We start from the raw sequence: 19,080 nt of genomic DNA, 5'->3' as shown, positions 1-19,080 counted from the left end.
TGAGTTGCCTGCGCGTCACATCCAACAGTCCTACCGGGTTCTGCCCCAGAGCGGGGCAGAACCCGAAGATTGATCACAACATCACACAGGCCCTAGGAGTGACCTCTTGACCCCGGATCAGCAGCTCACCGAGCTGAACAAGACCATCGCTGCGACCTTCAAGGCCGTCGAGGCCGAGGGCGTTTCGGTGCCTGGCTACAACGGCCAGCCCTGCGCGAACCAGCTTCTCCGACAGCTCCCGGAGCTGCTGAAGGCATCTGCCCGGCTCCGCGAGGAGACCGGCAGCAGCGCGGCCCCGGAGTTCGGCACGGCGGAGGTGTTCGGCCCATGAGGCTCGGCACCATGCCCGAGGGGCGGCCGGAGCGGACCCTTGCCCCCTACGCCGAGGTGTGGTGCCGGAGGTTCCTCCGGGTCAACGGTCAGCCCTGGGAGTTCACGGGCACTCAGAAGGACTACCTCGCGTGGTGGTACGCCATCGACCGCGAGGGCCGTTGGCTGTTCGAGGAAGGCGCGTTTGTGGCCCCGAAGGGCGCAGGGAAGTCGCCCTTCGCTGCCGCCGTGGGCCTGTTCGAGATGCTCGGTCCGTGCCGCTTCAACGGCTGGGACGAGCAGGGCCGCCCGAAGGCGCGGCCGGTCGCGGTCCCGAAGGTTCAGGTCGCTGCCGTCTCCGAGAAGCAAGGCACGCAGACTCTTGATGACGCGCGCGGGATGCTCTCGGACCTGGCGGTCCGGCAGTACGGGCTGAAGCTCTCTCAGAAGCTCGTCCGATTTCGTGACCCGCGACGGCCGGGCTACTTCGCGCCGGTCGCGTCGGCGTCCGCCTCGCTGGAGGGCGAGAAGCCGACTGCCGTCCTCATGGACGAGGTGCACCACTTCACCGAGCACCGGAACCACAAGCTTGCCGAGGTGGTGAAGCGCAACGCCGCGAAGGTCGGGGGCCGCGCGCTGGCCACGTCCAACGCGCACACGCTCGGCGCTGGCTCGTACGGCGAGGCACTGCTGACCCGCGCCGAGGCGCTCGCTGACGGCTTGCTGTACCTCGCCTGCCAGGCTCCGCCGGATACCCCGCTGGACGACGCGGAGGGGCTCCGGGCGGGGCTCGCCGAGGCGTACGAGTCGGCCCCGTGGGTGGACCTGGACCGCATCGTCCGCGAACTCGCCTCGCGGGCCGTGACGGTCGAGGACTTCCGCCGCTTCTACCTCTCGCAGGTCGTCGCGGCCGAGGACGGGTGGATTCACCCGAAGGACGCCGACAGGGCCGCCCAGCCGGACCACGTGGTCCCTGAGGGGGCGCTGATCACGCTCGGATTCGACGGCTCGGTGTCCCGCGACGCGACGGCCCTGATCGGCTGTGAGGTCACGACGGGCCACGTCTTCACGCTGGGCGTGTGGGAGTGCCCTGACGGCCCGGAGGCCCGTACCTGGCTCGTCCCTCGCGACGAGGTGGACGACGCGGTGAACGACGCCTTCGAGCGCTTCGACGTGTGCGGCTTCTTCGCCGACCGGTACGAGTGGGAAGACCCGATCAACCGATGGGCGGAGAAGTACGGTTCCCGCCTTCGGGTGAAGGCCGGTCATGGGCACTCAGTCGCCTTCGACATGCGCAACCGGACGGCCGACTTCGTGCGGGCGGCCGAGGCCACCGCGAACGCCTTCGAGCTGGGCGAGATCAGCCACGACGGCAGCCGGGCCCTGGTCCGGCATCTGAAGAACGCGCGTCGCCGACCGACGCGGTTCGGCATCGGGATGACGAAAGACCGTCCCCACTCCCCGCGAAAGATCGACGCGGCGGTTACGGCTGTCCTCGCCCGCGAGGCGCGGCGGGTGGCCATTGAGAAGCGAATCAGGCCGAAGGGCCGCCGAGTAGCGAGGCTGAAATGAGCAACATTCTGGAACTGCTGGTGAGTCAGCGGGCGGTGAACCGATCGCGTCTGGAGCGGATCGCCCGGTGGCACGACGGGCACCACCCCGCGCCGTACTCCCCGAGCAAGACCGACGAGGAGTTCCGCCGCCGGACGGCGGAGCGAGCGAAGACGAACGTCCTGCCGCGAGTGGTCACGGCCATCGCCGAGAACCTCTCGGTGGAGGGCTACAGATCAGCCGGCACTGACACCCAGTCAGCCGCATGGGCGCACTGGCGGGCGAACGACATGGCTGACCATCAGGATATGGTGCACCGGGCTGCCCTGACCTTCGGCGTCTCGTACGTGGTGGTGCTGCGCACGAAGGCGGGTCCGCTGATCCGGCCGTATTCGCCGCTGGAGCTGACGGCGGTCTACGAGAACCCGGCCTTCGACCGCTACCCGCTGGCCGCGATGACGCAGCACCAGCACCGCGAGGGGCATCGCATCGTCTTCACCGAGTGGTCGGTGATCGACACCCGGGCCGTCCACGTCTACCGGGCGGACGGCGAGGACTCTGTGAAGGACGCGCGACGGGTGCGGTCGATGCCGCATGGGCTCGGCGTGTGTCCGGTGGTCCGCTTCGTGAACCAGGCCCCGTACGCGGAGCACACTCCGCCGGTGTCGGAGGTCGAGGAACTTACCAACCTTCAGGATCGACTGAACGGGCTCTACTTCGACAAGCTGTCGGCCGCTGGCCTGTCCGCGTGGCGTCAGCGCTGGTCGATCGGCGTCGAGTACCCCGACTCGGAACTGAAGCTCCGGCCGGGCTCGATTCTCGACCTGGAGGCCGAGGGCGGGAACGACGCGAGCGCTCGCGTCGGCGAGTTCTCCGCGACCGACCTTCGCCCGTTCCTGGACTCGATCACGCAGTGCTACAAGGACATAGCCACGAAGTCGAGCGTCCCGCTGCGGGTGCTGTCCCCGGACATGGTGAACGTCGGGGCGGACGCGGTGGCGTCGGTCGAGCGTGACCTTGTGGCGAAGGTCGAGGACCGTCAGAAGTCCTTCGGGACCGCGTGGGGCCGTGTGCTGCGACTGGCCGCGCTGGCGGCGGGTGACCGGGCGGCATTCACCGACACCGCGAGCGAGGTTGTGTGGAAGGACGCGCGACAGCGGAACTTCATGGCGATCACGCAGGGGCTCGGCACGCTGGCTCAGCTCGGTGTACCGCTGTCGGTGCTCGTGGACTTCATCCCTGGCCTGACGCAGGAGCAGCGGACGAAGGTCATTGCGGCCGGTGGCGTTCAGGACATGGCGAAGGACCTGCTCGGCGGGGCCGGAGTGGGGGCGGACAGTGGCGCTGACTCCTGAAGGCACGATGCTGACCGAGGCTCACCGGCTGGCTCAGTCCGCGATCGGCCGGGCGGTGCTCGCGGAGCTGGGCGAGGATCTGCTCTCTGATGCCGTGGTGGACCTGGCGCTTGAGGCACGGGGGAAGTCGGACGCGGTGGCGGCCCGGTACTACGCCGCGTTCCGGCAGGCGGAGGGCATCGCTGACGGCTTCGTACTCGGGGAGGCTGACCCGCTGGCTCCGGCCACTGCGCGGGAGCGCATCGCGGACGCCGCGAACCGGTTCGGGCAGGGGCCCGGGGAGGTGGTGCGGGTGGTGCTCGGCGGGGGCCGTGACAGGCTCGCTCGCAGCCTGGGAGCGGACAGCCGGGCGATCGGGTGGCAGCGTGTCTGTTCGTCGTCGTGCTGCTCGTTCTGCGCGATGCTGGCGGGCCGTGGCGCGGTGTACCGCTCGGCCCGTGCGGCGGGCGACGGCCGGGGCTATCACCGCTCGTGCGCTTGCACGGTCGAGCCGGTGTTCCGTCGTGGGACGCCGCTCCCGGCACGCTCGCAGGTGTTCGCCGACCTGTACGACGAGGCGGGCTCGTTCGACGCCTTCAAGGTGGCGTTCCGCGAACGCGCGGAGGCGTAACCCACTGAGATGAAGATGGTGCCGGTGCGTCGCGACGCGCGAGGCGCTGGGGTCTCGGACGCCGGGCATAGGCCGGTCCGGGACTCACACCGAGAATGCCCCCTCCCTGTCCTGGGAGGGGGCATTCTTTGCGTTCTGGGCCTTGTGCAGCGCTGCTCAGCGGAGGGCCGTTGCTTCGTCAGTTCGGAACAGGACCTTGGTCCTCGCCGGCCGCAGGACCAAGGTCCCACCGTCAGGTTCCGACCGGCCGTCAGGCCCACGGCCTACGCCGCGAACTGGTCGAGCACGTCCGCCACCTCGGGCACGTCGGCGAAGGGCCGGAGCCGGTCGAGGACGACACGGGAGCGCTCGGCGGTCCGGTCGCTGGCGAGGCCGTTGGTCAGCTCCAGTACCCGCCGGGCGTGCTCCGCTGCCTGCTCCGGCTCGTTGGCGTCCGCGAGGGCAACGACGAGCCACGAGAGGTAGAGGGCGAACTCGCGGGTGTGGCTGGCGTCGTAGCGGTCGAGCACGGCCGCGAGCAGCGGCACGGCGCGGAGGGGCCGCCGGAGTTCGGTGAACACCCGCGCGTCCATGACCTCTGCCTCTTCCTGGCTCATCCAGTAGGCCCACACCGGGGCCGGGTCGGTGGCATCGGCCGTCAGCGCGTCGTGCGCCTCGCCGAGTGCCCGCATGGCGGGCTGCGCCTCACCCGCGCGCGTGTGGGCCCACGCGAGCCGGTCGAGCGCCATAGCGCGAGCCGTGGGGTGCGCATCGGGGGCTTCCGCGAGGCCCGCCCGCGCGAGGTCGAGTCCTTCGCGCTCCCGGCCGGTGTTGCTGAGCTGGTAGGCGAGCGACCCCGCGAGGTTCCCCGCGAGCGCTCCGGCTCCGGCTTCCCGTGCGGCCGACATGCCGAGCCGGTAGGCCCGTTCGGCATCGGCGTGCTGCCCGGCATCGCTCGCGATCCACCCGACGATCTGGGCCAACTCACCGATGGCGACCAGCAGCGCCCGACTGACCTCTTCGGTGTGACTCGTCTCCTTGAACAGCTTTACGGCTTCCGCGAGTTGCCGTAGCGCGGGCCGTACGAGGTCCCCGCCGGGAAGCACGTCGTCCGCGAGACGAAGCCCGTGGACGCGGGCCGTCAGGCTCGCGGCCGTGCTCTGGCCGATCAGGCGGCCCGTCCCCAGTGTCCAAAGCGGCTCACCCTCCGGCAGGAAGTCCGCGAGGCTGGCGGGCTGCTCAGGGCTCGTCAGCGGGTCGTCCGGCCGCCGGGCGGCGTCGGCTGCCCGTGTGAGGGCCCGGAGATCCACGCCGAGGACTTCGGCGAGCGCGGGCAACCAGACGTCGGGGATGCGTTCGCCGCGTTCCCACCGGCTGACTTCGTGTCGGGTGACGCTGGCCGTCCCGGTGGCCCGGCAGAGCTTCGCCGCGAGGTCGGCTTGGCTCTGCTTGCCGCGCAGTCGGCGGAGGTACGCCCCGAACTGCCTTGTTGCTTCTGTCGCCACCCTGGCCCCCTCTCGTGTCCATCCTGGCCCACACCTGGCCCACAGGCTGGCCCCTCCCGGAGATCAACGAGCGCGGGACGGTGTGGGCATGACGACACCGACAACGATTCCGGCTGATCAGGGCGCTGTCTCGGGCTGCGCGGTGTGCGCGAAGCTGGACGAGTTGCAGGCGAAGCACGGGAAGCCGGGACGGACCTACAACGGATCGGGACTCGCGGACGTGCGGGTGCTGCGGAAGCGGCACGCCGAGTCCGGTACGTGCCTGCTCGGGGGTGGTCACGGTGCCGCGTGAGCCTCTGACGGAGTTCATCACCGGACAGTCCGGAGTCGAGCCGCTGTCCGTGATGGAGACCCGCCCGCCGGGCATCACCGCGAGCGAGTGTCTGGAGTGTCAGATGTTCGACGGGTGGGCCTGCCAGTACGCCGCCGAGGGCAATCGCGAGCGGCTCGCCTGGGTCGGCCGGGAGCGCAATCGCCACCGCGACCCCCTGTTCGGGGAGTGCACCGACCCGACGCGGACGAACACGTTCAAGGACCCCGAGGACGAGGGGCTGTCGTGAACGAGACCCCGGACATTGGCGCGCTGGTGGCGGACACCCGGAGCGAGCGGCTCGCGATCGTGACGGACGTGGCGGACAGGCGGCTGACGCTGCGGCCCCCTGGCGGGCCGGGTAACGAGGAGTGGCAGGCGATGCCCGCACACGTCCGCGAGGCTGACCCGGCCGAGACGCTACGGGCGCAGACTGCGGAGGCCACGGCAGTCATCCGCAGGGGGCTGACCGACCAGGCCGTCTGACCCCCGTGACCAGCAGAGAGCCCCTGTCCGGCGGTCCGGCGGGGGCTCTGCTACGCCCGGGTATCCTCGTGCGCGTAAGCCTAGGTGCGTCAAGACACACGTCAGCCGGGCGATGGTGAAGCTCGGGGTGCGGGACCGGGCGCAACTGGTGGTGCTGGCCTACGAGTCGGGGCTGGTGCGGCCGGGCTGGCTGGGCTGAGGCCTGCTCCCGGGCCGGAGCGTCGCGGGTGGTTCGTACTCTCCCGGGAGTATCCCAACTGCCGCTGCTGGTAGGACGCGCGATGAGGGTCTTCGGCGGGACGCTTCAGGTGTCTCGGGAACCGCCCGAGGTGCTGGAAGCCCACCACCGAGGAGTTGAACCACCATGTACACCCAGCTGGCCGACTGGCACGGCCCGGGCCCGTGGATCCTGCTGATCCCCCTGGTCTGGATTGCCGTGGTGGTCCTGGTGATCGCGGTCCTGCGCCGCACGGTCTGGCGGCGGCACGGCTGCGGGTACGGTGCCAGGGCCGGGTTCGGGCCCGGATCGGGAGCCGGAGTCGGGGCCGTCATGGAGCATCCGCTGGCCGTCCTGGGCCGCCGCTACGCCGAGGGCGACATCGACGCCGAGGAGTACCGCGCCAAGCGGGCCGTGCTCAGCGAACCGCCGCGGGGCGACCCCGGAGGAGGTGGCGCCAAGTGACCGCCCCCGGCGTCGTACGGGGCGCCGCCGCCCGGGTGGCCGACGACCGGGTCGCCGACGCCGTGGAGGTCCACGGTGTCGGCGGCGCCGGGGGCCGGCAATCCGGCCGCGTGACGGTGGGCCGGAGGCTCAGCCCGCCTGCTGCGGGAAGACCTCCCGCAGCAGCGGGTCCGGCAGTCCGCGCTTGCGCCACTCGCGCGGGTAGCCGAGCGAGACCTCCGTGAACGGGACGCCGTCGTAGGTGGTCCGGCGCGGGATGTGGAGGTGTCCGTAGATCATCGCCGCGGTGTTGAACCGGGTGTGCCAGTCGGCGGTCAGCTCGGTCCCGCACCACTGGGCGAACTCGGGGTACCAGAGGATCTCGGTGGGCTGACGGACCAACGGGTAGTGGTTGACCAGGACGAGCGGGACGTCCGGGTCGCAGGCCGCCAGCCGCTTCTCGGTCAGCCGGACGCGCTCGCGGCACCAGGAGTCGCGGTCCGGGAACGGGTCCGGGTAGAGCATCCGCTCGTCCGCGCAGACGATGCCGCTCTCGTAGGCGGCCGCCAGGGAGGCCTCCTTGGTGGTCGTGCCCGGCGCGCGGAAGGTGTAGTCGTAGAGGAGGAAGAGCGGGGCGATGCGGACGGGTCCGCCGGGGCCCTCCCAGACCGGGTACGGGTCCTCGGGGGTCACCACGCCGAGCCGGCGGCAGCGTTCCACCAGGTGCTCGTAGCGGGCCACTCCGCGCAGCTGGACCGGGTCCTCGGGGTGGGTCCACAGCTCGTGGTTGCCGGGCACCCACACCACGCGGGCGAAGCGTTCGGCGAGCAGGCCGAGGGCCCACTCGATGCTGGTGGTGATCTCGGCGACGTCACCGGCGACGAGCAGCCAGTCCCCGGGGTGGGAGGGCTGGAGCTTCTCCACCAGGTCGCGGTTCTCCTGGTAGGAGATGTGCAGATCGCTCACGGCGAGCAGCCGTCCACCCGTCGGGGTGGTCCGTTCCGGCTGTGCCTCGCTGCGGTTCTCCGTAGTCACTCCTGCCCCCTGAGGTCGCCCGGCCAATGGGGCCCACCCTACGTGGCGGGCGGGGGGAGTGGGGCGGGTTGACGGGATCAGTCGTTCGAACCGTCGGTTCAGGAGCCGAGGTCAGCCCGGCGATTCACCGGTGGTTCACCGGCGGGTCAGGGCCGGGACGGTGGATCGGGAGCCGAGCGGAAGGCGGGCTGAGGACAGGAGGCGGGATCAGGAAGTGGGAGTGGAAGGGGAGTTGGGGTCGGGCCGGTTCAGGAGCTGATGTCGATGAGCACCCCGTGGGAGGTGGCGGTGGTGACGGCGAGGATCGCCAGCGAGGCGATGCCGAGGGTCAGGCCGAGGACGGCGCGGCCGCGCCGGTTGGTGCCGCGGACCAGGGCCAGGGTGGCCAGGGTGATGGCGATCGGCCCGAGGACGATGTTGAACAGCAGCAGGCCGGGCAGGCCGAGGAGGAAGGAGGCGACAGCAAGGCCGTCGGCCTCGGCGGTGCCCTGACGGCCGGTCGCCTGACGAGCAGTCTGCTGGGCCTGGCGCTCCGGGCGGTCAGTGTTCTGGCGGCCGATGGCGAGGCGGCCGGTGGTGACACGGTCGGTGACGGTGCTCATGGTGGTGCGGGTCCTCTCTGGAGAGTGGCCGCGGGTGCGGTCCGCGGAGCGGCCGGGTCAGCGGTGCCGGAGGCGGGCGATGCCCTCGCGGGCGCCGAAGGCGAGCAGCCAGGCGGTGATGCCGGCGGAAGCGGCGAGGAAGACCGGGAGCGAGGTGTGGGCGGCGGTGCCGATCAGGATGCCCATGGCGACCAGGGCGGAGAGCAGGATCACGGCTGACTCCTTCGGCTGCGGCTGGGACTGCGCCGATTTCGGTTGACAAGTGTTCACTGACTTCGGCCCCACTCTACGCTCGGCTGGCCAGGTTCGGCAAACGAATGTTTACTGAATGGCGTGAGTCACACCGTTGGGGCCAGGCAGGCCCAGAAGCAGCAGAGTCGGCGGGCCTTGCTGGACGCCGGGCTGCACCTGTTGGCCGATCAGAACCTGGCGAGCCTGGGCGTCCGCGAGGTCACCCGCGAGGCGGGGCTCTCCCCGGCCGCCTTCTACCGGCACTTCCCGGACCTCGCCGCCCTCGGGGTGGCGCTGGTCGAGGAGTCGCTGGCCAGCCTGCACGTCATGATCCGTTCGGTGCTCGCCGAGGCCGGCGACGCCGAGGAGCTGATCGACCGCGCGGTGGACGTGATCGAGCGGCACGTCCGCGAACACCGGCCGCACGTCCGCTTCCTGGCGCGCGAGCGGCACGGCGGGGTGCGGCGGGTGCGCGAGGCGATCGACGCCGAACTCGGCCGCTTCGCCGCCGAGGTGGGAGCCGCCCTGGCGCTGCAGCCGCAGTCGCGGGGGTGGAGCGAGCAGGACCTGTGGATGCTCGCCGAGCTGTACGTCGACCACATGGTCTCCACGGCCGCCGCCTTCCTGGAGGCGCTGGAGACGGACCCGGCCCGGGAGCGGCGGATCGCCGCCACCGCGCGCCTCCAACTGCGCCTGATCAGTCTCGGTCGGGAGCACTGGCAGGCGGGTTGACCGTCCGGGCGTTGGCCGGGTGGCGACGATAACCGGTCATTGCGGCTTGGGCGGTTCTTGGTGTTGCTTTGACTCTTGACAGTGGGTCATGTCCGCGACAGCTTTGGTGCACCCCCACCAGTGGATCCCCCCACACCGAGAGGTCTCTCATGAAGAAGCCGCTCAAGCCGCTCATAGGCACGGTCGCCGCGTTCCTGGTCGCCGGGGCCACCGCCCTCGGCGGAGCCGCTCCGGCCCAGGCCGCGGCCTCCGCCGACAAGTCCGCAGCCAAGCCCGTCACCGCCGTCAACTTCGCCGGGACGGTCGCCCTCAGCAACTGCTCCGGCTCGCTGGTGCGGATGCCCGGCTCGACCGCGAACGACCCGGCCCTCATACTCTCCAACGGCCACTGCCTGGAGACCGGCATGCCCGGTCCGGGCGAGGTGGTCCTCAACCGGTCCTCCAGCCGGACCTTCACCCTGCTCAACGGGAGCGGCAGCGGTGTCGCCACGCTGCGCGCGAACAAGATCGTCTACGGCGCGATGACCGACACCGACGTGTCGATCTACCAGCTGAACACCACCTACGCCTCGATCCAGTCCCGGTACGGCATAGCCCCGTTGACCATCGCCGCCACCCACCCGGTCCAGGGCACCTCGATCAAGGTCGTCTCCGGCTACTGGAAGAAGATCTACTCCTGCTCGGTGGACGGCTTCGCCTACCGGCTGAAGGAAGCCGACTGGACCTTCAAGGACTCGGTCCGCTACACCTCCACCTGCAACGTGATCGGCGGCACCTCCGGCTCGCCGGTGGTCGACGCCTCGACCGGCCAGGTGGTCGCCGTCAACAACACGATCAACGAGAGCGGCGAGACCTGCACCCTGGACAACCCCTGCGAGGTGGACCAGAACGGCGCGGTGACGGTCCGTCCGGGCATCGGCTACGCCCAGGAGACCTACGGGATCCCGGCCTGCTTCGCCGCCGGCAACCGCTTCGACCTCACCCTCGCCGGCTGCACCCTGCCCCGCCCGTAAGCCACCAGGGCAACCGCGCTGACCAGCACTTTTCCCCCGATGGGCCATCCGCGAACGGCGGGTGGCCCATTCGGCCGTCCATCGGTCGGCCACCGCTCCACCCGGCTCCACCCGGCTCCACCCGGCTCCACCCGGCTCCACCCGGCCGTCCGTCGGTCGGCCACCGCTCCACCAGTTCCACCGCGCTCCACCCGCTCCACCCGCACCATCCGCTCCACCCGCGCCGCGCGGCCGTACAGGCGGGCGGCGATCATGTCAGCTGAACAGATGGAGAGTTGATGACCACCACCGTGAGAAGGCTGCTGGCTTCCGCCCTGCTGATACCGCTGCTCGCGCTCGGCGGCCTGGCGAGCCCGGCGTCCGCCGCCGACGGCCAGGGCGCGCAGGGTGCCCAGGGGGCGCAGGGTGACCAGGGCAAGGGGTCCCGCCACGGCCGGAGCCCCGCCGACGACCCGACCGCCGACATCAAGGACCGCCTGGCGGCGATCCCCGGCGTGACGATCACCGAGGAGAAGCCGACCACCACCGGTCACCGCTACTTCGTCGCCACGTACACCCAGCCGATCGACCACTTCCGGCCCTGGCTGGGCACCTTCCAGCAGCGCTTCAGCCTGCTGCACCGCGGCTACGACCGCCCGACCGTCTTCTACACCAACGGCTACACGCTGGGCACCAACCCGTCCCGCACCGAGCCGACCCGGCTGGTGGACGGCAACCAGGTGTCCATCGAGTACCGGTTCTTCACCCCCTCCCGCCCGGAGCCGGCGGACTGGTCGAAGGCCGGCATCCGCCAGGGCGCCGCGGACTCGCACCGGCTGGTGACCGCGCTCAAGCGGATCTACCAGGAGGAGTGGCTGTCCACCGGCGCCAGCAAGGGCGGCATGTCCTCCACCTACTTCCGCCGCTTCTACCCGGACGACGTGGCCGGCACGATCGCCTACGTCGCGCCGAACAACACGAACGTCAACGACTACCAGGCGTACAGCGACTTCTTCCGGACCGTCGGCACCCCCGAGTGCCGGGCCAGGCTGAACGCCGCCCAGCGCGAGCTGCTGGTGCGCCGTGACCGCCTGGTGCCCCGCTACGTCGCCGACAACAAGGCGTCCGGCTCCACCTTCAACACCCTCGGCTCCCCGGACCGCGCGTACGAGGCCGGGGTGCTGGACGTGGTCTGGGGCTTCTGGCAGTACAGCCTGGAGGCCGACTGCGCCAAGGTCCCGGTCGCCGCGACCGCGACCGACGACGAGCTGTACGCCTGGTTCGACTCGCAGTCCGGCATCACCGGCAACAGCGACCAGTCGCTGGCGAAGTACACCGCGTACTACTACCAGGCCGCGACCGAGCTGGGCGCGCCGTTCTTCGACGTCTCGCACCTGAAGGACGTGCTGCACTACGACTACAAGGAGCTCTACTCGGTCCGCAGCTACGTGCCGAAGGAGATCCCGACCGTCTTCAACCCGAACGCGATGCCCGACATCGACCGCTGGGTGAAGCGCGAGGGTGAGCGGATCATGTACGTCTACGGCGGCAACGACCCGTGGGGTGCCAAGCCGTTCCACCTCGGCCGGGGCAGCGAGGACAGCTACGTCTACACCGTGCCCGGCGGCAACCACGGCTCGAAGATCGAGCAGCTGCCCGCCGCGCAGTCGGCGGAGGCCACCGCCAAGGTGCTGGAGTGGGCCGGTCTGGGCGACGCGAACGCCGCCCGCTCGCTCGCCAAGACGCCGCAGCCGGGCTCGGACTTCGGCCCGCTGGACGTCGAGGGCCAGCGGCTGGAGCAGGAGCGCCGCCCGCTGTAGCGCTCGCGCTCGCGCTAGGCAGGTCGCACCACCACGCATGAGGAGGAGGCCGTCCCGGAGCCCGGGGCGGCCTCCTCGCGTCGTCCCGCGCCCCCGCGCCCGCACGTCCCCCGCGCCCCGCCGGCGGGAAGGTCGGGCCGCCCCAGCCCCTCCCCGAAGCAGTGAATCAGTGCTTCAATGCTTGCATGGCCTACCGACGCACGCCCGCCGTACAAGCCCGCCTGGACGCCCAGCGCGAAGCGGTGCTCCAGTCGGCGGTCGGCCTGCTCGCCGAGCGCGGCTACGGCGGCTGCACGATGGCCGCCGTGGCGGACCGCGCCGGGATCGCCACCGGCAGCCTCTACCAGCACTTCAGCGGCAAGGCCGAGCTGTCGGTGCAGCTGTTCCGCCGGGTGGTCACGCACGAGATCGACGCGGTCAACGCCGCCGTCGCCCGCCAGGACACCCCGAGGCGGCGGATCGCCGCCGTGGTCGAGACCTTCGCCGCCCGCGCCCTGCGCGCGCCCCGGCTGGCGTACGCGCTGCTGGTCGAGCCGGCCGACGCGGTCGTGGACGAGGAGCGACTGGTGTTCCGGCGGGCGTTCCGGGACGTGATCGCCACCGAGATCGCCGCCGCCGTGGCGAGCGGCGAACTGCCCGAGCAGGACCCGGTGCTGACCGCCGCCGCCCTGGTCGGCGCGGTCGGCGAGGCCCTGGCCGGCCCGCTCGCCGCCGCACCCGGAACAGCCGTACCCGGAACAGCCGCGTCCGGGGCAGCTGCCACACCCGGAGCGGCCGAGACCGGAGCGGCCGAGACCGGAGCCGCCGGGACCGGAGCCGCCGAGCCCGAACAGAGCGACAAGACCACGGTGGTCCCCGCCCTGGTCTCCTTCACCCTGCGTGCCCTGGGAGGACGCGATGACAGCTACGCATGAGGTCACCAACCAGGTGCCCCTGCCGTACGGACACGACACCGCCGCCGACCCCACCCTGCTCGCCGCCCTCCAGCGGGCCGACGCCGGCTGGGCCGAGCCCGAGCTGCGCGAGCTGGGCCGGCTGGCCGGTTCCGAGCAGGCCGCCGAGTGGGCCCGGCTGGCCAACGAGAACCCGCCGGTGCTGCGCACCCACGACCGCTTCGGCCACCGGATCGACGAGGTCGAGTTCCACCCGGCCTGGCACGAGCTGATGCGCACCGCCGTCGGGTACGGCCTGCACGCCGCCCCCTGGCGCGACGAGCGGCCCGGCGCCCACTCCGCCCGCGCCGCCCGGTTCTTCGTCTGGGGCCAGGTCGAGGCCGGCCACACCTGCCCGATCTCGATGACCTACGCCGCCGTCCCGGCCCTGCGCGCCAACCCGGCCCTGGCCGCCGAGTTGGAGCCGCTGCTGGCCGCCCGGGAGTACGACTACGGGCTGCGCGAGCCGCGTACCAAGCGCGGGCTGATCGCCGGCATGTCGATGACCGAGAAGCAGGGCGGCTCGGACGTTCGCACCAACACCACCACCGCCACCCCGCACGCCGACGGCACCTACCGGCTCACCGGCCACAAGTGGTTCACCTCGGCGCCGATGTCCGACCTCTTCCTGACCCTCGCCCAGGCCCCGGGCGGCCTCAGCTGCTTCGCGCTGCCGCGCGTCCTGCCGGACGGCGGCCGCAACCGCCTGCAGCTGATGCGGCTCAAGGACAAGCTCGGCAACAAGTCCAACGCCTCCGCCGAGCTGGAGTACGACGGCGCGGTCGGCTGGCTGGTCGGCGAGGAGGGCCGGGGCGTCCCGACCATCATCGAGATGGTCAACATGACCCGGCTGGACTGCACCGTCGGCGCGGCCTCCGGCATGCGCTACGGCGCCACCCGGGCGGTGCACCACGCCCTGCACCGGCGGGCGTTCGGCAAGGCGCTGGTCGACCAGCCGCTGATGCGCAACGTGCTCGCCGACCTGGTGGTGGAGTCCGAGGCGGCCACGATCGTCGCGATGCGGCTCGCCCGGGCCACCGACCGCGCCCTGGCCGGCGACGAAACCGACGCGCTGGTCCGGCGGTTGGGCCTCGCGGTGGCCAAGTACTGGGTGTGCAAGCGCGGTCCGGCGCACGCCGCCGAGGCGCTGGAGTGCCTGGGCGGCAACGGCTACGTGGAGGAGTCCGGGATGCCCCGGCTCTACCGGGAGGCGCCGCTGGTGTCGATCTGGGAGGGCTCCGGCAACGTCGCCGCCCTGGACGCGCTGCGCGCCATGGCCAAGCGCCCGGAGACCGTCGAGGCCTTCCTCGGCGAACTCGACGCCGCCGCCGGCGCGGACCGCCGGCTGGACGCGGCCGTCGCCGCGCTGCGCAAGGAGCTGACCGACCCGGGGGACCTGGAGTACCGCACCCGTCGGCTGGTCGAGTCGATGGCGCTGGCCCTCCAGGGCTCGCTGCTGGTCCGGTACGGCAGCCCGGCGGTCGCCGACGCGTTCTGCGCGAGCCGGCTCGGCGGCGACCACGGCGCGGCCTTCGGCACCCTGCCGTCCGGCGTCGACACCGGGGCGATCATCGACCGCGCCCGCCCGGTGATCGCGTGAGCGACCGGGAGGCGGACGGCGTCGGGGAGGCGGAGGGCGTCCGGGCGTTCTGGCAGGGCCTCGGCCTGCCGGGGCTGATCGACGTGCACACCCACTTCATGCCGAAGAACGTCCTCGACAAGGTGTGGGCGTACTTCGACGCGGCCGGCCCGCTGGTGAACCGCCCGTGGCCGATCACCTACCGCGAGGCCGAGGAGCAACGGGTCCGGCGGCTGCGGGACTTCGGCGTCCGGGCGTTCACGTCCATGCTCTACCCGCACAAGCCCGGCATGGCCGGCTGGCTGAACGGCTGGGCCGCCGACTTCGCCGCCCGCACCCCGGAGTGCCTGCACACCGCGACCTTCTTCCCCGAGCCCGGGGCGCCCGGCTACGTGGCCCGGGCGATCGAGGACGGCGCCCGGGTGTTCAAGGCGCACCTCCAGGTCGGCGGCTACGACCCGGCGGACCCGCTGCTGGACGGGGTCTGGGGGCTGCTCGCCGAGACCGGCACCCCGGTGGTCACCCACTGCGGGTCCGGGCCGGTGCCGGGCAAGTTCACCGGCCCCGGCCCGATCGGCGCGGTGCTGGAGCGGCACCCCGGCCTGGTCCTGGTGGTCGCCCACCTCGGGATGCCCGAGTACCGCGACTTCCTCGACCTGGCCGAGCGCCACCCGGCCGTCCGGCTGGACACCACCATCGCGTTCACCGACTTCGCCGAGGCCGACGTCCCGTTCCCGCGCGCGGAACTGCCGCGCCTGCGCGGGCTGCGGGAGCGCGTCCTACTCGGCAGCGACTTCCCCAACATCCCCTACCGGTACGTCCACCAGCTGGAGGCGCTGGCCGGGCTGGGGCTGGGGGAGGAGTGGCTGCGGGCGGTCTGCCACGACAACGCGGCCGCCCTCTTCGGACTCGGACCGGGACCCGAGCCGCGACCCGAACCGCGACCGGAACCGCGACCCGAACCGGGGCCCGCGCCCGCGGGCTGATCACCGCACCGTCCGCAGCACCTCCAGCGCCCGGGCGTGCAGCCCGGGCGCGGCGGCGAGGAAGCCGTCGGAGCCGGCCGTCCAGGCCGCCCCGGCGGCGTCCGTCACCGTGGGGCCCGCCTCGCGCGCGATCAGGGCGCCGGGCAGCAGGTTGCCCGCGTCCAGGCCGTACTCCCAGAACAGCGCCAGGTGCCCGGAGCCGACCTGGGCCACCTGGAGCGCGGTCGGGCCGAGGTTGCGCACTGCCAGGACCGCGCCCGCCATCGCGGACAGCGACTCGCCGGCCCGGCGCAGCGCCACCGGGTCGGCGGCCACCCGGGGCGGCTGGCTGGTGGCGGCGACGGTGACGGCCAACTCCCGTTCCAGGGGCGCGATCGGCCGCCCGTCCAGCTCGGCCCCGCCGCCGAGCACCGCCCGGTAGGTGCGGCCGTCCTGCTCCGGGGCGTGCACCACGGCCAGCACCGCCGCGCCGTCCCGCACCAGCGTGGCGGTCACCGCCCAGTGCGGCTGCCCGAGCAGGTACTGCACCGCGCCGTCGGTCGCGTCGCACAGCCACCACTCGCCTTCGGCGGGCACCGGGCCGTCCAGTTCCTCGGACACCCAGCCGGCCCGGGGGCGCAGCGCCGTCAGCCGCTCCCGCAGGGCGGCGGCCGCCGGGCCGTCCAGCTCGGCGAAGCGGGCCGCCGCCTCCTCGACGGTCCGCGCCGTGACCGGCTCGGCGGACCGGCGTGCCGCCAGCCCCGCACCGACCTCGCGCACCGCGGCCTCCACGTCCTCCGCCAGCCTCCACAGCCCGTCCGTCACGGTGACTCCTCCTCGCTCCGGGCCGGTGTCCGCTCCGGCCGTCCGGGACAAGGAGTACCGTCAGGGCTGCCGAACAGGACGCAGAAGCCGCCGGAAGTGGCGGGGATCGGACATCATGGACCTCTCCACCGCCGATCCGGACAGCGTGCTGGACGCCCTCGACCGCCGCCTGGTGTGCGCCCTCCAGGTGGACGGACGGGCCGAGCCCGGCCGGATCGCCGAGGTGCTGGGCGTCTCCGCCCGGACGGTCACCCGCCGGCTGGGCCGGATGCGGCAGGCCGGGGTGCTGCGGGTGGTCCGGCTGCCGGACGTCGAGGACGCCGCCGTGGGCGCGCTGCTGCTGCGGGTCCGGGTGCTGAGCGGCCGGGTGGACGCCATCGCGCGGGCCCTCGCCGACCGCCCCGACGTGCCGTTCGTCGACGTGATGCTCGGCGGCCACGAGGTCGGGGCCGTGGTGCTCACCGACGCCGGCTCCCGCGACAGGCTGTTGTACGGGCAGCTGCCCGCGACCGGCGCCGTCACCGAGACCACCACCCACGCGGTGCTGCACGCCTTCGCCGACGCCGGGCAGTGGCGGGCCGGGTACCTGACCGGGGAGGAAGCCGCCGCGCTCGCCCGGCCCGCCGTCCCGCGCCCCGCCGCGCCCCCGCCGCTGGACGATCTCGACCGCGCGCTGCTGGAGCGGCTCGGCGAGGACGCCCGGCAGTCCCACGCCGTACTGGCCGCAGCGGTGGGCGCGCCCGAGTCCACGGTGCGCCGCCGGCTGCACCGGCTGGACGGGGCCGGGCTGCTGCGCACCCATGCCACCGTGGACCCGCGGCTGCTCGGCCTGGCCGTGGACGCCAACCTCTGGCTGGACGTGCCGCCCGGCCGGATCGCCGAGGTCGGCACGGTGCTGGCCCGCCACCCGCGGGTGCACGGGGTGTTCGCCACCAGCGGCCCGGCCAACCTGCTGGCCACGGTGTTCTGCCCGGACCACGGCGAGCTGTACCGCTTCCTCACCGACACCCTCGGACCGCTCGGCGTCACCCGGGCGGAGACCACCATCACCGCCCGCGCGGTGAAGCGGGCGGGCGTCCTGCTCCGGCAGCCGCCCGGGCGGCCGTAGCCCGGCTGCCCGTGGCCCGGCGGCCGTAGCCCGGGTGCCCGTGCCCGTGCGGGCGCCCGCCCTTACCTGCGGGGTAATCGACGCCCGCCGCCGGGCCGGGCAGGGTGGGGGCACCCGGTGCGGCCGCCACGGTCCCGGGGCCCACCCCCGACAGGAGGCGATCCGCCATGTCCGCCCACGCGAACACCCTCAGCCCCGCCCGGCCAGGTTCCGCTCTCTCCCCGTGGACGGTGCGCGGCGCCCTGACCCTGGACGCCCTGGTGACCGGCGGCAACGGCCTGGCCTACCTGGCCTTCTCCGGTCCGCTCGGCGAACTGCTCGGCGCGGGCCGCACCACCCTGGTCGAGGTGGGGCTGCTCCTCCTCGGGTATGCCCTCGCGGTCGGCGCGCTGGCCGCCCGGCGGCAGCCGCCGGGGCCGGGGGTGCGGGCGGTGATCGGCGTGAACCTGGCCTGGGTGGTGCTCAGCCTGGTCGCGATGGAGGTGTGGCTGGAGCCGACCACCGCCGGGTTCGTCTGGATCCCGGTGCAGGCCGCGGCGGTGGCCCTGTTCGCCGTCCTCCAGTTCACCGCCCTGCGGCGCCGGGCCCGGCAGCAGGGTTAGCGCTCGGGGCCGACCACGGACTGCAGGAACCGCACCGTCTCCGCGTCGGCCGGCAGGAAGGTCTCCATGGCCAGCTCGGAGACGGTGACGTCCAGCGGCGTGTTGAAGGTCGCGATGGTGGAGAGGAAGGAGAGCACCCGCTCCTCGTACCGGATCCGCAGCGGCAGCGCGAACGGGGACCCGTACGCGGCCGGCCCGTCCACCCGGTCGTCGGCCGGCTCGTCCGCCGGGTCGCCGGCGGGTTCGGGGTAGCCGCGGACCTCCTCGTACAGCCGGCGCAGCGGCTCGGCGCGGACCAGCTCCAGCTGCCGCTCCATCCGCTCCAGCAGGTGCCGCCGCCACTGCCGCAGGTTGACGATGCGCGGCGCGAGCCCGTCCGGGTGCAGGGTGATCCGGATCGCGTTGAACGGCGGCTCCAGCAGGTGCGGGGCGACGCCGGCCAGGAGCAGTCCGAGCGAGCGGTTGGCCGCCAGCACCCGGAAGGACCCGTCGACCACGACCGCCGGGTACGGGTCGTGGGCGGCCAGCAGCCGCTCCAGCCCGCCGCGCAGCGCGGCCATCGACGGGTCGTCCAGCGGTGTCTCGGGGTAGTGCGGGGCGTAACCGGCCGCCAGCAGCAGGGCGTTGCGCTCGCGCACCGGGACGTCCAGCTCCTCGGCCAGCCGCAGCACCAGCTCCCGGCTGGGGCGGGAGCGGCCGTTCTCGACGAAGCTGAGGTGGCGGGCCGAGGAGTCCGCCCGCAGCGCCAGTTGCAGCTGGCTGAGCTGCCGTCGTACCCGCCAGCCGCGCAGCAGCGGACCGACGCCGGTTCCCGTCGGGCTGCCCATGCCCGCCATGATCGTCATGGCCCAGGACGGTACTCGAACCACCACGGTCGGCGGGAGGGGGCGC

The 19,080-nt window shown here is 72.8% G+C and carries 22 protein-coding genes and 1 pseudogene; 17 read left to right on the top strand and 6 right to left on the bottom strand.

Annotated elements, in window-relative coordinates; genetic code table 11:
• Positions 1-106 precede the first annotated feature (106 nt).
• The 4 genes from ACFVXH_RS03255 to ACFVXH_RS03240 are packed head-to-tail and all read left to right on the top strand — an operon-like array spanning position 107 to position 3,825.
• Positions 107-331, top strand: a complete 225-nt coding sequence (locus tag ACFVXH_RS03255) for a hypothetical protein (protein ID WP_387819859.1) — start codon at positions 107-109, stop codon at positions 329-331.
• Positions 328-1,881, top strand: a complete 1,554-nt coding sequence (locus ACFVXH_RS03250) for a terminase (protein ID WP_387819857.1) — start codon at positions 328-330, stop codon at positions 1,879-1,881. Before ACFVXH_RS03255 ends, ACFVXH_RS03250 begins: the two co-directional genes overlap by 4 nt.
• Positions 1,878-3,215 (top strand): phage portal protein, encoded by a 1,338-nt coding sequence (locus tag ACFVXH_RS03245; protein WP_387819855.1) that lies wholly within the window; start codon positions 1,878-1,880, stop codon positions 3,213-3,215. Before ACFVXH_RS03250 ends, ACFVXH_RS03245 begins: the two co-directional genes overlap by 4 nt.
• A gap of 7 nt (positions 3,216-3,222) precedes the next feature.
• Entirely contained in the window at positions 3,223-3,825 is a 603-nt protein-coding gene (locus ACFVXH_RS03240; RefSeq protein ID WP_387819853.1) for a hypothetical protein, read from the top strand.
• Between the two features lie 263 nt (positions 3,826-4,088).
• On the opposite strand, the gene ACFVXH_RS03235 is transcribed toward ACFVXH_RS03240, so the two are convergent.
• Positions 4,089-5,309: a transcriptional regulator gene (locus ACFVXH_RS03235; RefSeq protein ID WP_387819851.1), complete on the bottom strand. Its 1,221-nt coding sequence runs from the start codon at positions 5,307-5,309 to the stop codon at positions 4,089-4,091.
• An 88-nt stretch (positions 5,310-5,397) separates the two neighbouring features.
• Here ACFVXH_RS03235 and ACFVXH_RS03230 point away from each other — a divergent pair, with 88 nt between their 5' ends.
• From ACFVXH_RS03230 to ACFVXH_RS03210, 5 genes and pseudogenes are all read left to right on the top strand, one after another.
• Positions 5,398-5,601: a hypothetical protein gene (locus ACFVXH_RS03230; RefSeq protein ID WP_387819849.1), complete on the top strand. Its 204-nt coding sequence runs from the start codon at positions 5,398-5,400 to the stop codon at positions 5,599-5,601.
• Entirely contained in the window at positions 5,591-5,869 is a 279-nt protein-coding gene (locus tag ACFVXH_RS03225; protein WP_387819847.1) for a hypothetical protein, read from the top strand. Before ACFVXH_RS03230 ends, ACFVXH_RS03225 begins: the two co-directional genes overlap by 11 nt.
• On the top strand, positions 5,866-6,105 hold the full coding sequence (locus tag ACFVXH_RS03220; RefSeq protein WP_387819845.1) for a hypothetical protein: 240 nt from the start codon (positions 5,866-5,868) through the stop codon (positions 6,103-6,105). The genes ACFVXH_RS03225 and ACFVXH_RS03220 overlap by 4 nt, the downstream gene beginning before the upstream one ends.
• A 79-nt stretch (positions 6,106-6,184) precedes the next feature.
• Positions 6,185-6,304 (top strand): annotated as a pseudogene (locus ACFVXH_RS03215) (LuxR C-terminal-related transcriptional regulator); the annotation flags it as partial.
• A gap of 165 nt (positions 6,305-6,469) precedes the next feature.
• The gene (locus ACFVXH_RS03210; RefSeq protein ID WP_387819843.1) at positions 6,470-6,787 is read left to right on the top strand and encodes an SHOCT domain-containing protein; all 318 of its coding nucleotides are present in this window, start codon (positions 6,470-6,472) and stop codon (positions 6,785-6,787) included.
• Between the two features lie 129 nt (positions 6,788-6,916).
• Here the strand turns inward: ACFVXH_RS03210 and ACFVXH_RS03205 are convergent, their stop codons facing one another.
• The 3 genes from ACFVXH_RS03205 to ACFVXH_RS03195 form a co-directional block, all read right to left on the bottom strand.
• The gene (locus ACFVXH_RS03205; RefSeq protein ID WP_074000793.1) at positions 6,917-7,801 is read right to left on the bottom strand and encodes a metallophosphoesterase; all 885 of its coding nucleotides are present in this window, start codon (positions 7,799-7,801) and stop codon (positions 6,917-6,919) included.
• Positions 7,802-8,049: 248 nt separating this feature from the next.
• Positions 8,050-8,403 carry a DUF4190 domain-containing protein gene (locus ACFVXH_RS03200; RefSeq protein WP_387819841.1) on the bottom strand — a complete coding sequence of 118 codons (354 nt, stop codon included), beginning with the start codon at positions 8,401-8,403 and terminating at the stop codon, positions 8,050-8,052.
• A 57-nt stretch (positions 8,404-8,460) separates the two neighbouring features.
• Positions 8,461-8,616: a hypothetical protein gene (locus ACFVXH_RS03195; protein ID WP_158077657.1), complete on the bottom strand. Its 156-nt coding sequence runs from the start codon at positions 8,614-8,616 to the stop codon at positions 8,461-8,463.
• Positions 8,617-8,736: 120 nt separating this feature from the next.
• On the opposite strand from ACFVXH_RS03195, the gene ACFVXH_RS03190 reads away from it, so the two are divergent.
• The 6 genes from ACFVXH_RS03190 to ACFVXH_RS03165 all read left to right on the top strand — a co-directional run bounded on the left by ACFVXH_RS03190 (position 8,737) and on the right by ACFVXH_RS03165 (position 15,675).
• A complete protein-coding gene (locus ACFVXH_RS03190) occupies positions 8,737-9,366 on the top strand; it encodes a TetR family transcriptional regulator (protein ID WP_387819839.1) in 630 nt (209 codons plus the stop codon).
• A gap of 149 nt (positions 9,367-9,515) precedes the next feature.
• Positions 9,516-10,379: a serine protease gene (locus ACFVXH_RS03185; protein WP_387819837.1), complete on the top strand. Its 864-nt coding sequence runs from the start codon at positions 9,516-9,518 to the stop codon at positions 10,377-10,379.
• Between the two features lie 278 nt (positions 10,380-10,657).
• Entirely contained in the window at positions 10,658-12,178 is a 1,521-nt protein-coding gene (locus tag ACFVXH_RS03180) for a S28 family serine protease (protein ID WP_053112204.1), read from the top strand.
• A gap of 185 nt (positions 12,179-12,363) precedes the next feature.
• Complete coding sequence (locus ACFVXH_RS03175) at positions 12,364-13,092, top strand: TetR/AcrR family transcriptional regulator (RefSeq protein ID WP_074000797.1); 729 nt, start codon at positions 12,364-12,366, stop codon at positions 13,090-13,092.
• Positions 13,076-14,710, top strand: a complete 1,635-nt coding sequence (locus tag ACFVXH_RS03170; RefSeq protein WP_074000798.1) for an acyl-CoA dehydrogenase family protein — start codon at positions 13,076-13,078, stop codon at positions 14,708-14,710. Before ACFVXH_RS03175 ends, ACFVXH_RS03170 begins: the two co-directional genes overlap by 17 nt.
• A complete protein-coding gene (locus ACFVXH_RS03165; RefSeq protein ID WP_387819834.1) occupies positions 14,707-15,675 on the top strand; it encodes an amidohydrolase family protein in 969 nt (322 codons plus the stop codon). The genes ACFVXH_RS03170 and ACFVXH_RS03165 overlap by 4 nt, the downstream gene beginning before the upstream one ends.
• Here the strand turns inward: ACFVXH_RS03165 and ACFVXH_RS03160 are convergent, their stop codons facing one another.
• Positions 15,676-16,479 (bottom strand): inositol monophosphatase family protein, encoded by an 804-nt coding sequence (locus ACFVXH_RS03160; protein ID WP_387819832.1) that lies wholly within the window; start codon positions 16,477-16,479, stop codon positions 15,676-15,678. It abuts the gene before it with no gap.
• 115 nt (positions 16,480-16,594) lie between these two features.
• Between ACFVXH_RS03160 and ACFVXH_RS03155 the strand changes: the two genes are divergently transcribed.
• On the top strand, positions 16,595-17,587 hold the full coding sequence (locus tag ACFVXH_RS03155) for an Lrp/AsnC family transcriptional regulator (RefSeq protein WP_387819830.1): 993 nt from the start codon (positions 16,595-16,597) through the stop codon (positions 17,585-17,587).
• 167 nt (positions 17,588-17,754) lie between these two features.
• Complete coding sequence (locus ACFVXH_RS03150) at positions 17,755-18,189, top strand: hypothetical protein (RefSeq protein ID WP_387819828.1); 435 nt, start codon at positions 17,755-17,757, stop codon at positions 18,187-18,189.
• Here ACFVXH_RS03150 and ACFVXH_RS03145 read toward each other — a convergent pair.
• Entirely contained in the window at positions 18,186-19,034 is an 849-nt protein-coding gene (locus ACFVXH_RS03145; protein ID WP_387819826.1) for a helix-turn-helix domain-containing protein, read from the bottom strand. The two genes, ACFVXH_RS03150 and ACFVXH_RS03145, sit on opposite strands and share 4 nt — an antisense overlap.
• Positions 19,035-19,080 lie beyond the last annotated feature (46 nt).

Origin of the sequence: Kitasatospora sp. NPDC058184 (assembly GCF_042883725.1) — a bacterium.
Lineage (GTDB): Bacteria > Actinomycetota > Actinomycetes > Streptomycetales > Streptomycetaceae > Kitasatospora.
Note: the sequence above shows the minus strand (reverse complement) of the source record. Positions and strands in the feature narration are given on the sequence as shown.

Coding starts and splice junctions, on each gene's coding strand:
- ACFVXH_RS03210 (WP_387819843.1), top strand. CDS start 6,470: ATGTACACCCAGCTGGCCGACTGGCACGGCCCGGGCCCGTGGATCCTG.
- ACFVXH_RS03145 (WP_387819826.1), bottom strand. CDS start 19,034: ATGACGATCATGGCGGGCATGGGCAGCCCGACGGGAACCGGCGTCGGT.
- ACFVXH_RS03150 (WP_387819828.1), top strand. CDS start 17,755: ATGTCCGCCCACGCGAACACCCTCAGCCCCGCCCGGCCAGGTTCCGCT.
- ACFVXH_RS03250 (WP_387819857.1), top strand. CDS start 328: ATGAGGCTCGGCACCATGCCCGAGGGGCGGCCGGAGCGGACCCTTGCC.
- ACFVXH_RS03200 (WP_387819841.1), bottom strand. CDS start 8,403: ATGAGCACCGTCACCGACCGTGTCACCACCGGCCGCCTCGCCATCGGC.
- ACFVXH_RS03180 (WP_053112204.1), top strand. CDS start 10,658: ATGACCACCACCGTGAGAAGGCTGCTGGCTTCCGCCCTGCTGATACCG.
- ACFVXH_RS03230 (WP_387819849.1), top strand. CDS start 5,398: ATGACGACACCGACAACGATTCCGGCTGATCAGGGCGCTGTCTCGGGC.
- ACFVXH_RS03170 (WP_074000798.1), top strand. CDS start 13,076: ATGACAGCTACGCATGAGGTCACCAACCAGGTGCCCCTGCCGTACGGA.
- ACFVXH_RS03185 (WP_387819837.1), top strand. CDS start 9,516: ATGAAGAAGCCGCTCAAGCCGCTCATAGGCACGGTCGCCGCGTTCCTG.
- ACFVXH_RS03240 (WP_387819853.1), top strand. CDS start 3,223: ATGCTGACCGAGGCTCACCGGCTGGCTCAGTCCGCGATCGGCCGGGCG.
- ACFVXH_RS03175 (WP_074000797.1), top strand. CDS start 12,364: ATGGCCTACCGACGCACGCCCGCCGTACAAGCCCGCCTGGACGCCCAG.
- ACFVXH_RS03155 (WP_387819830.1), top strand. CDS start 16,595: ATGGACCTCTCCACCGCCGATCCGGACAGCGTGCTGGACGCCCTCGAC.
- ACFVXH_RS03245 (WP_387819855.1), top strand. CDS start 1,878: ATGAGCAACATTCTGGAACTGCTGGTGAGTCAGCGGGCGGTGAACCGA.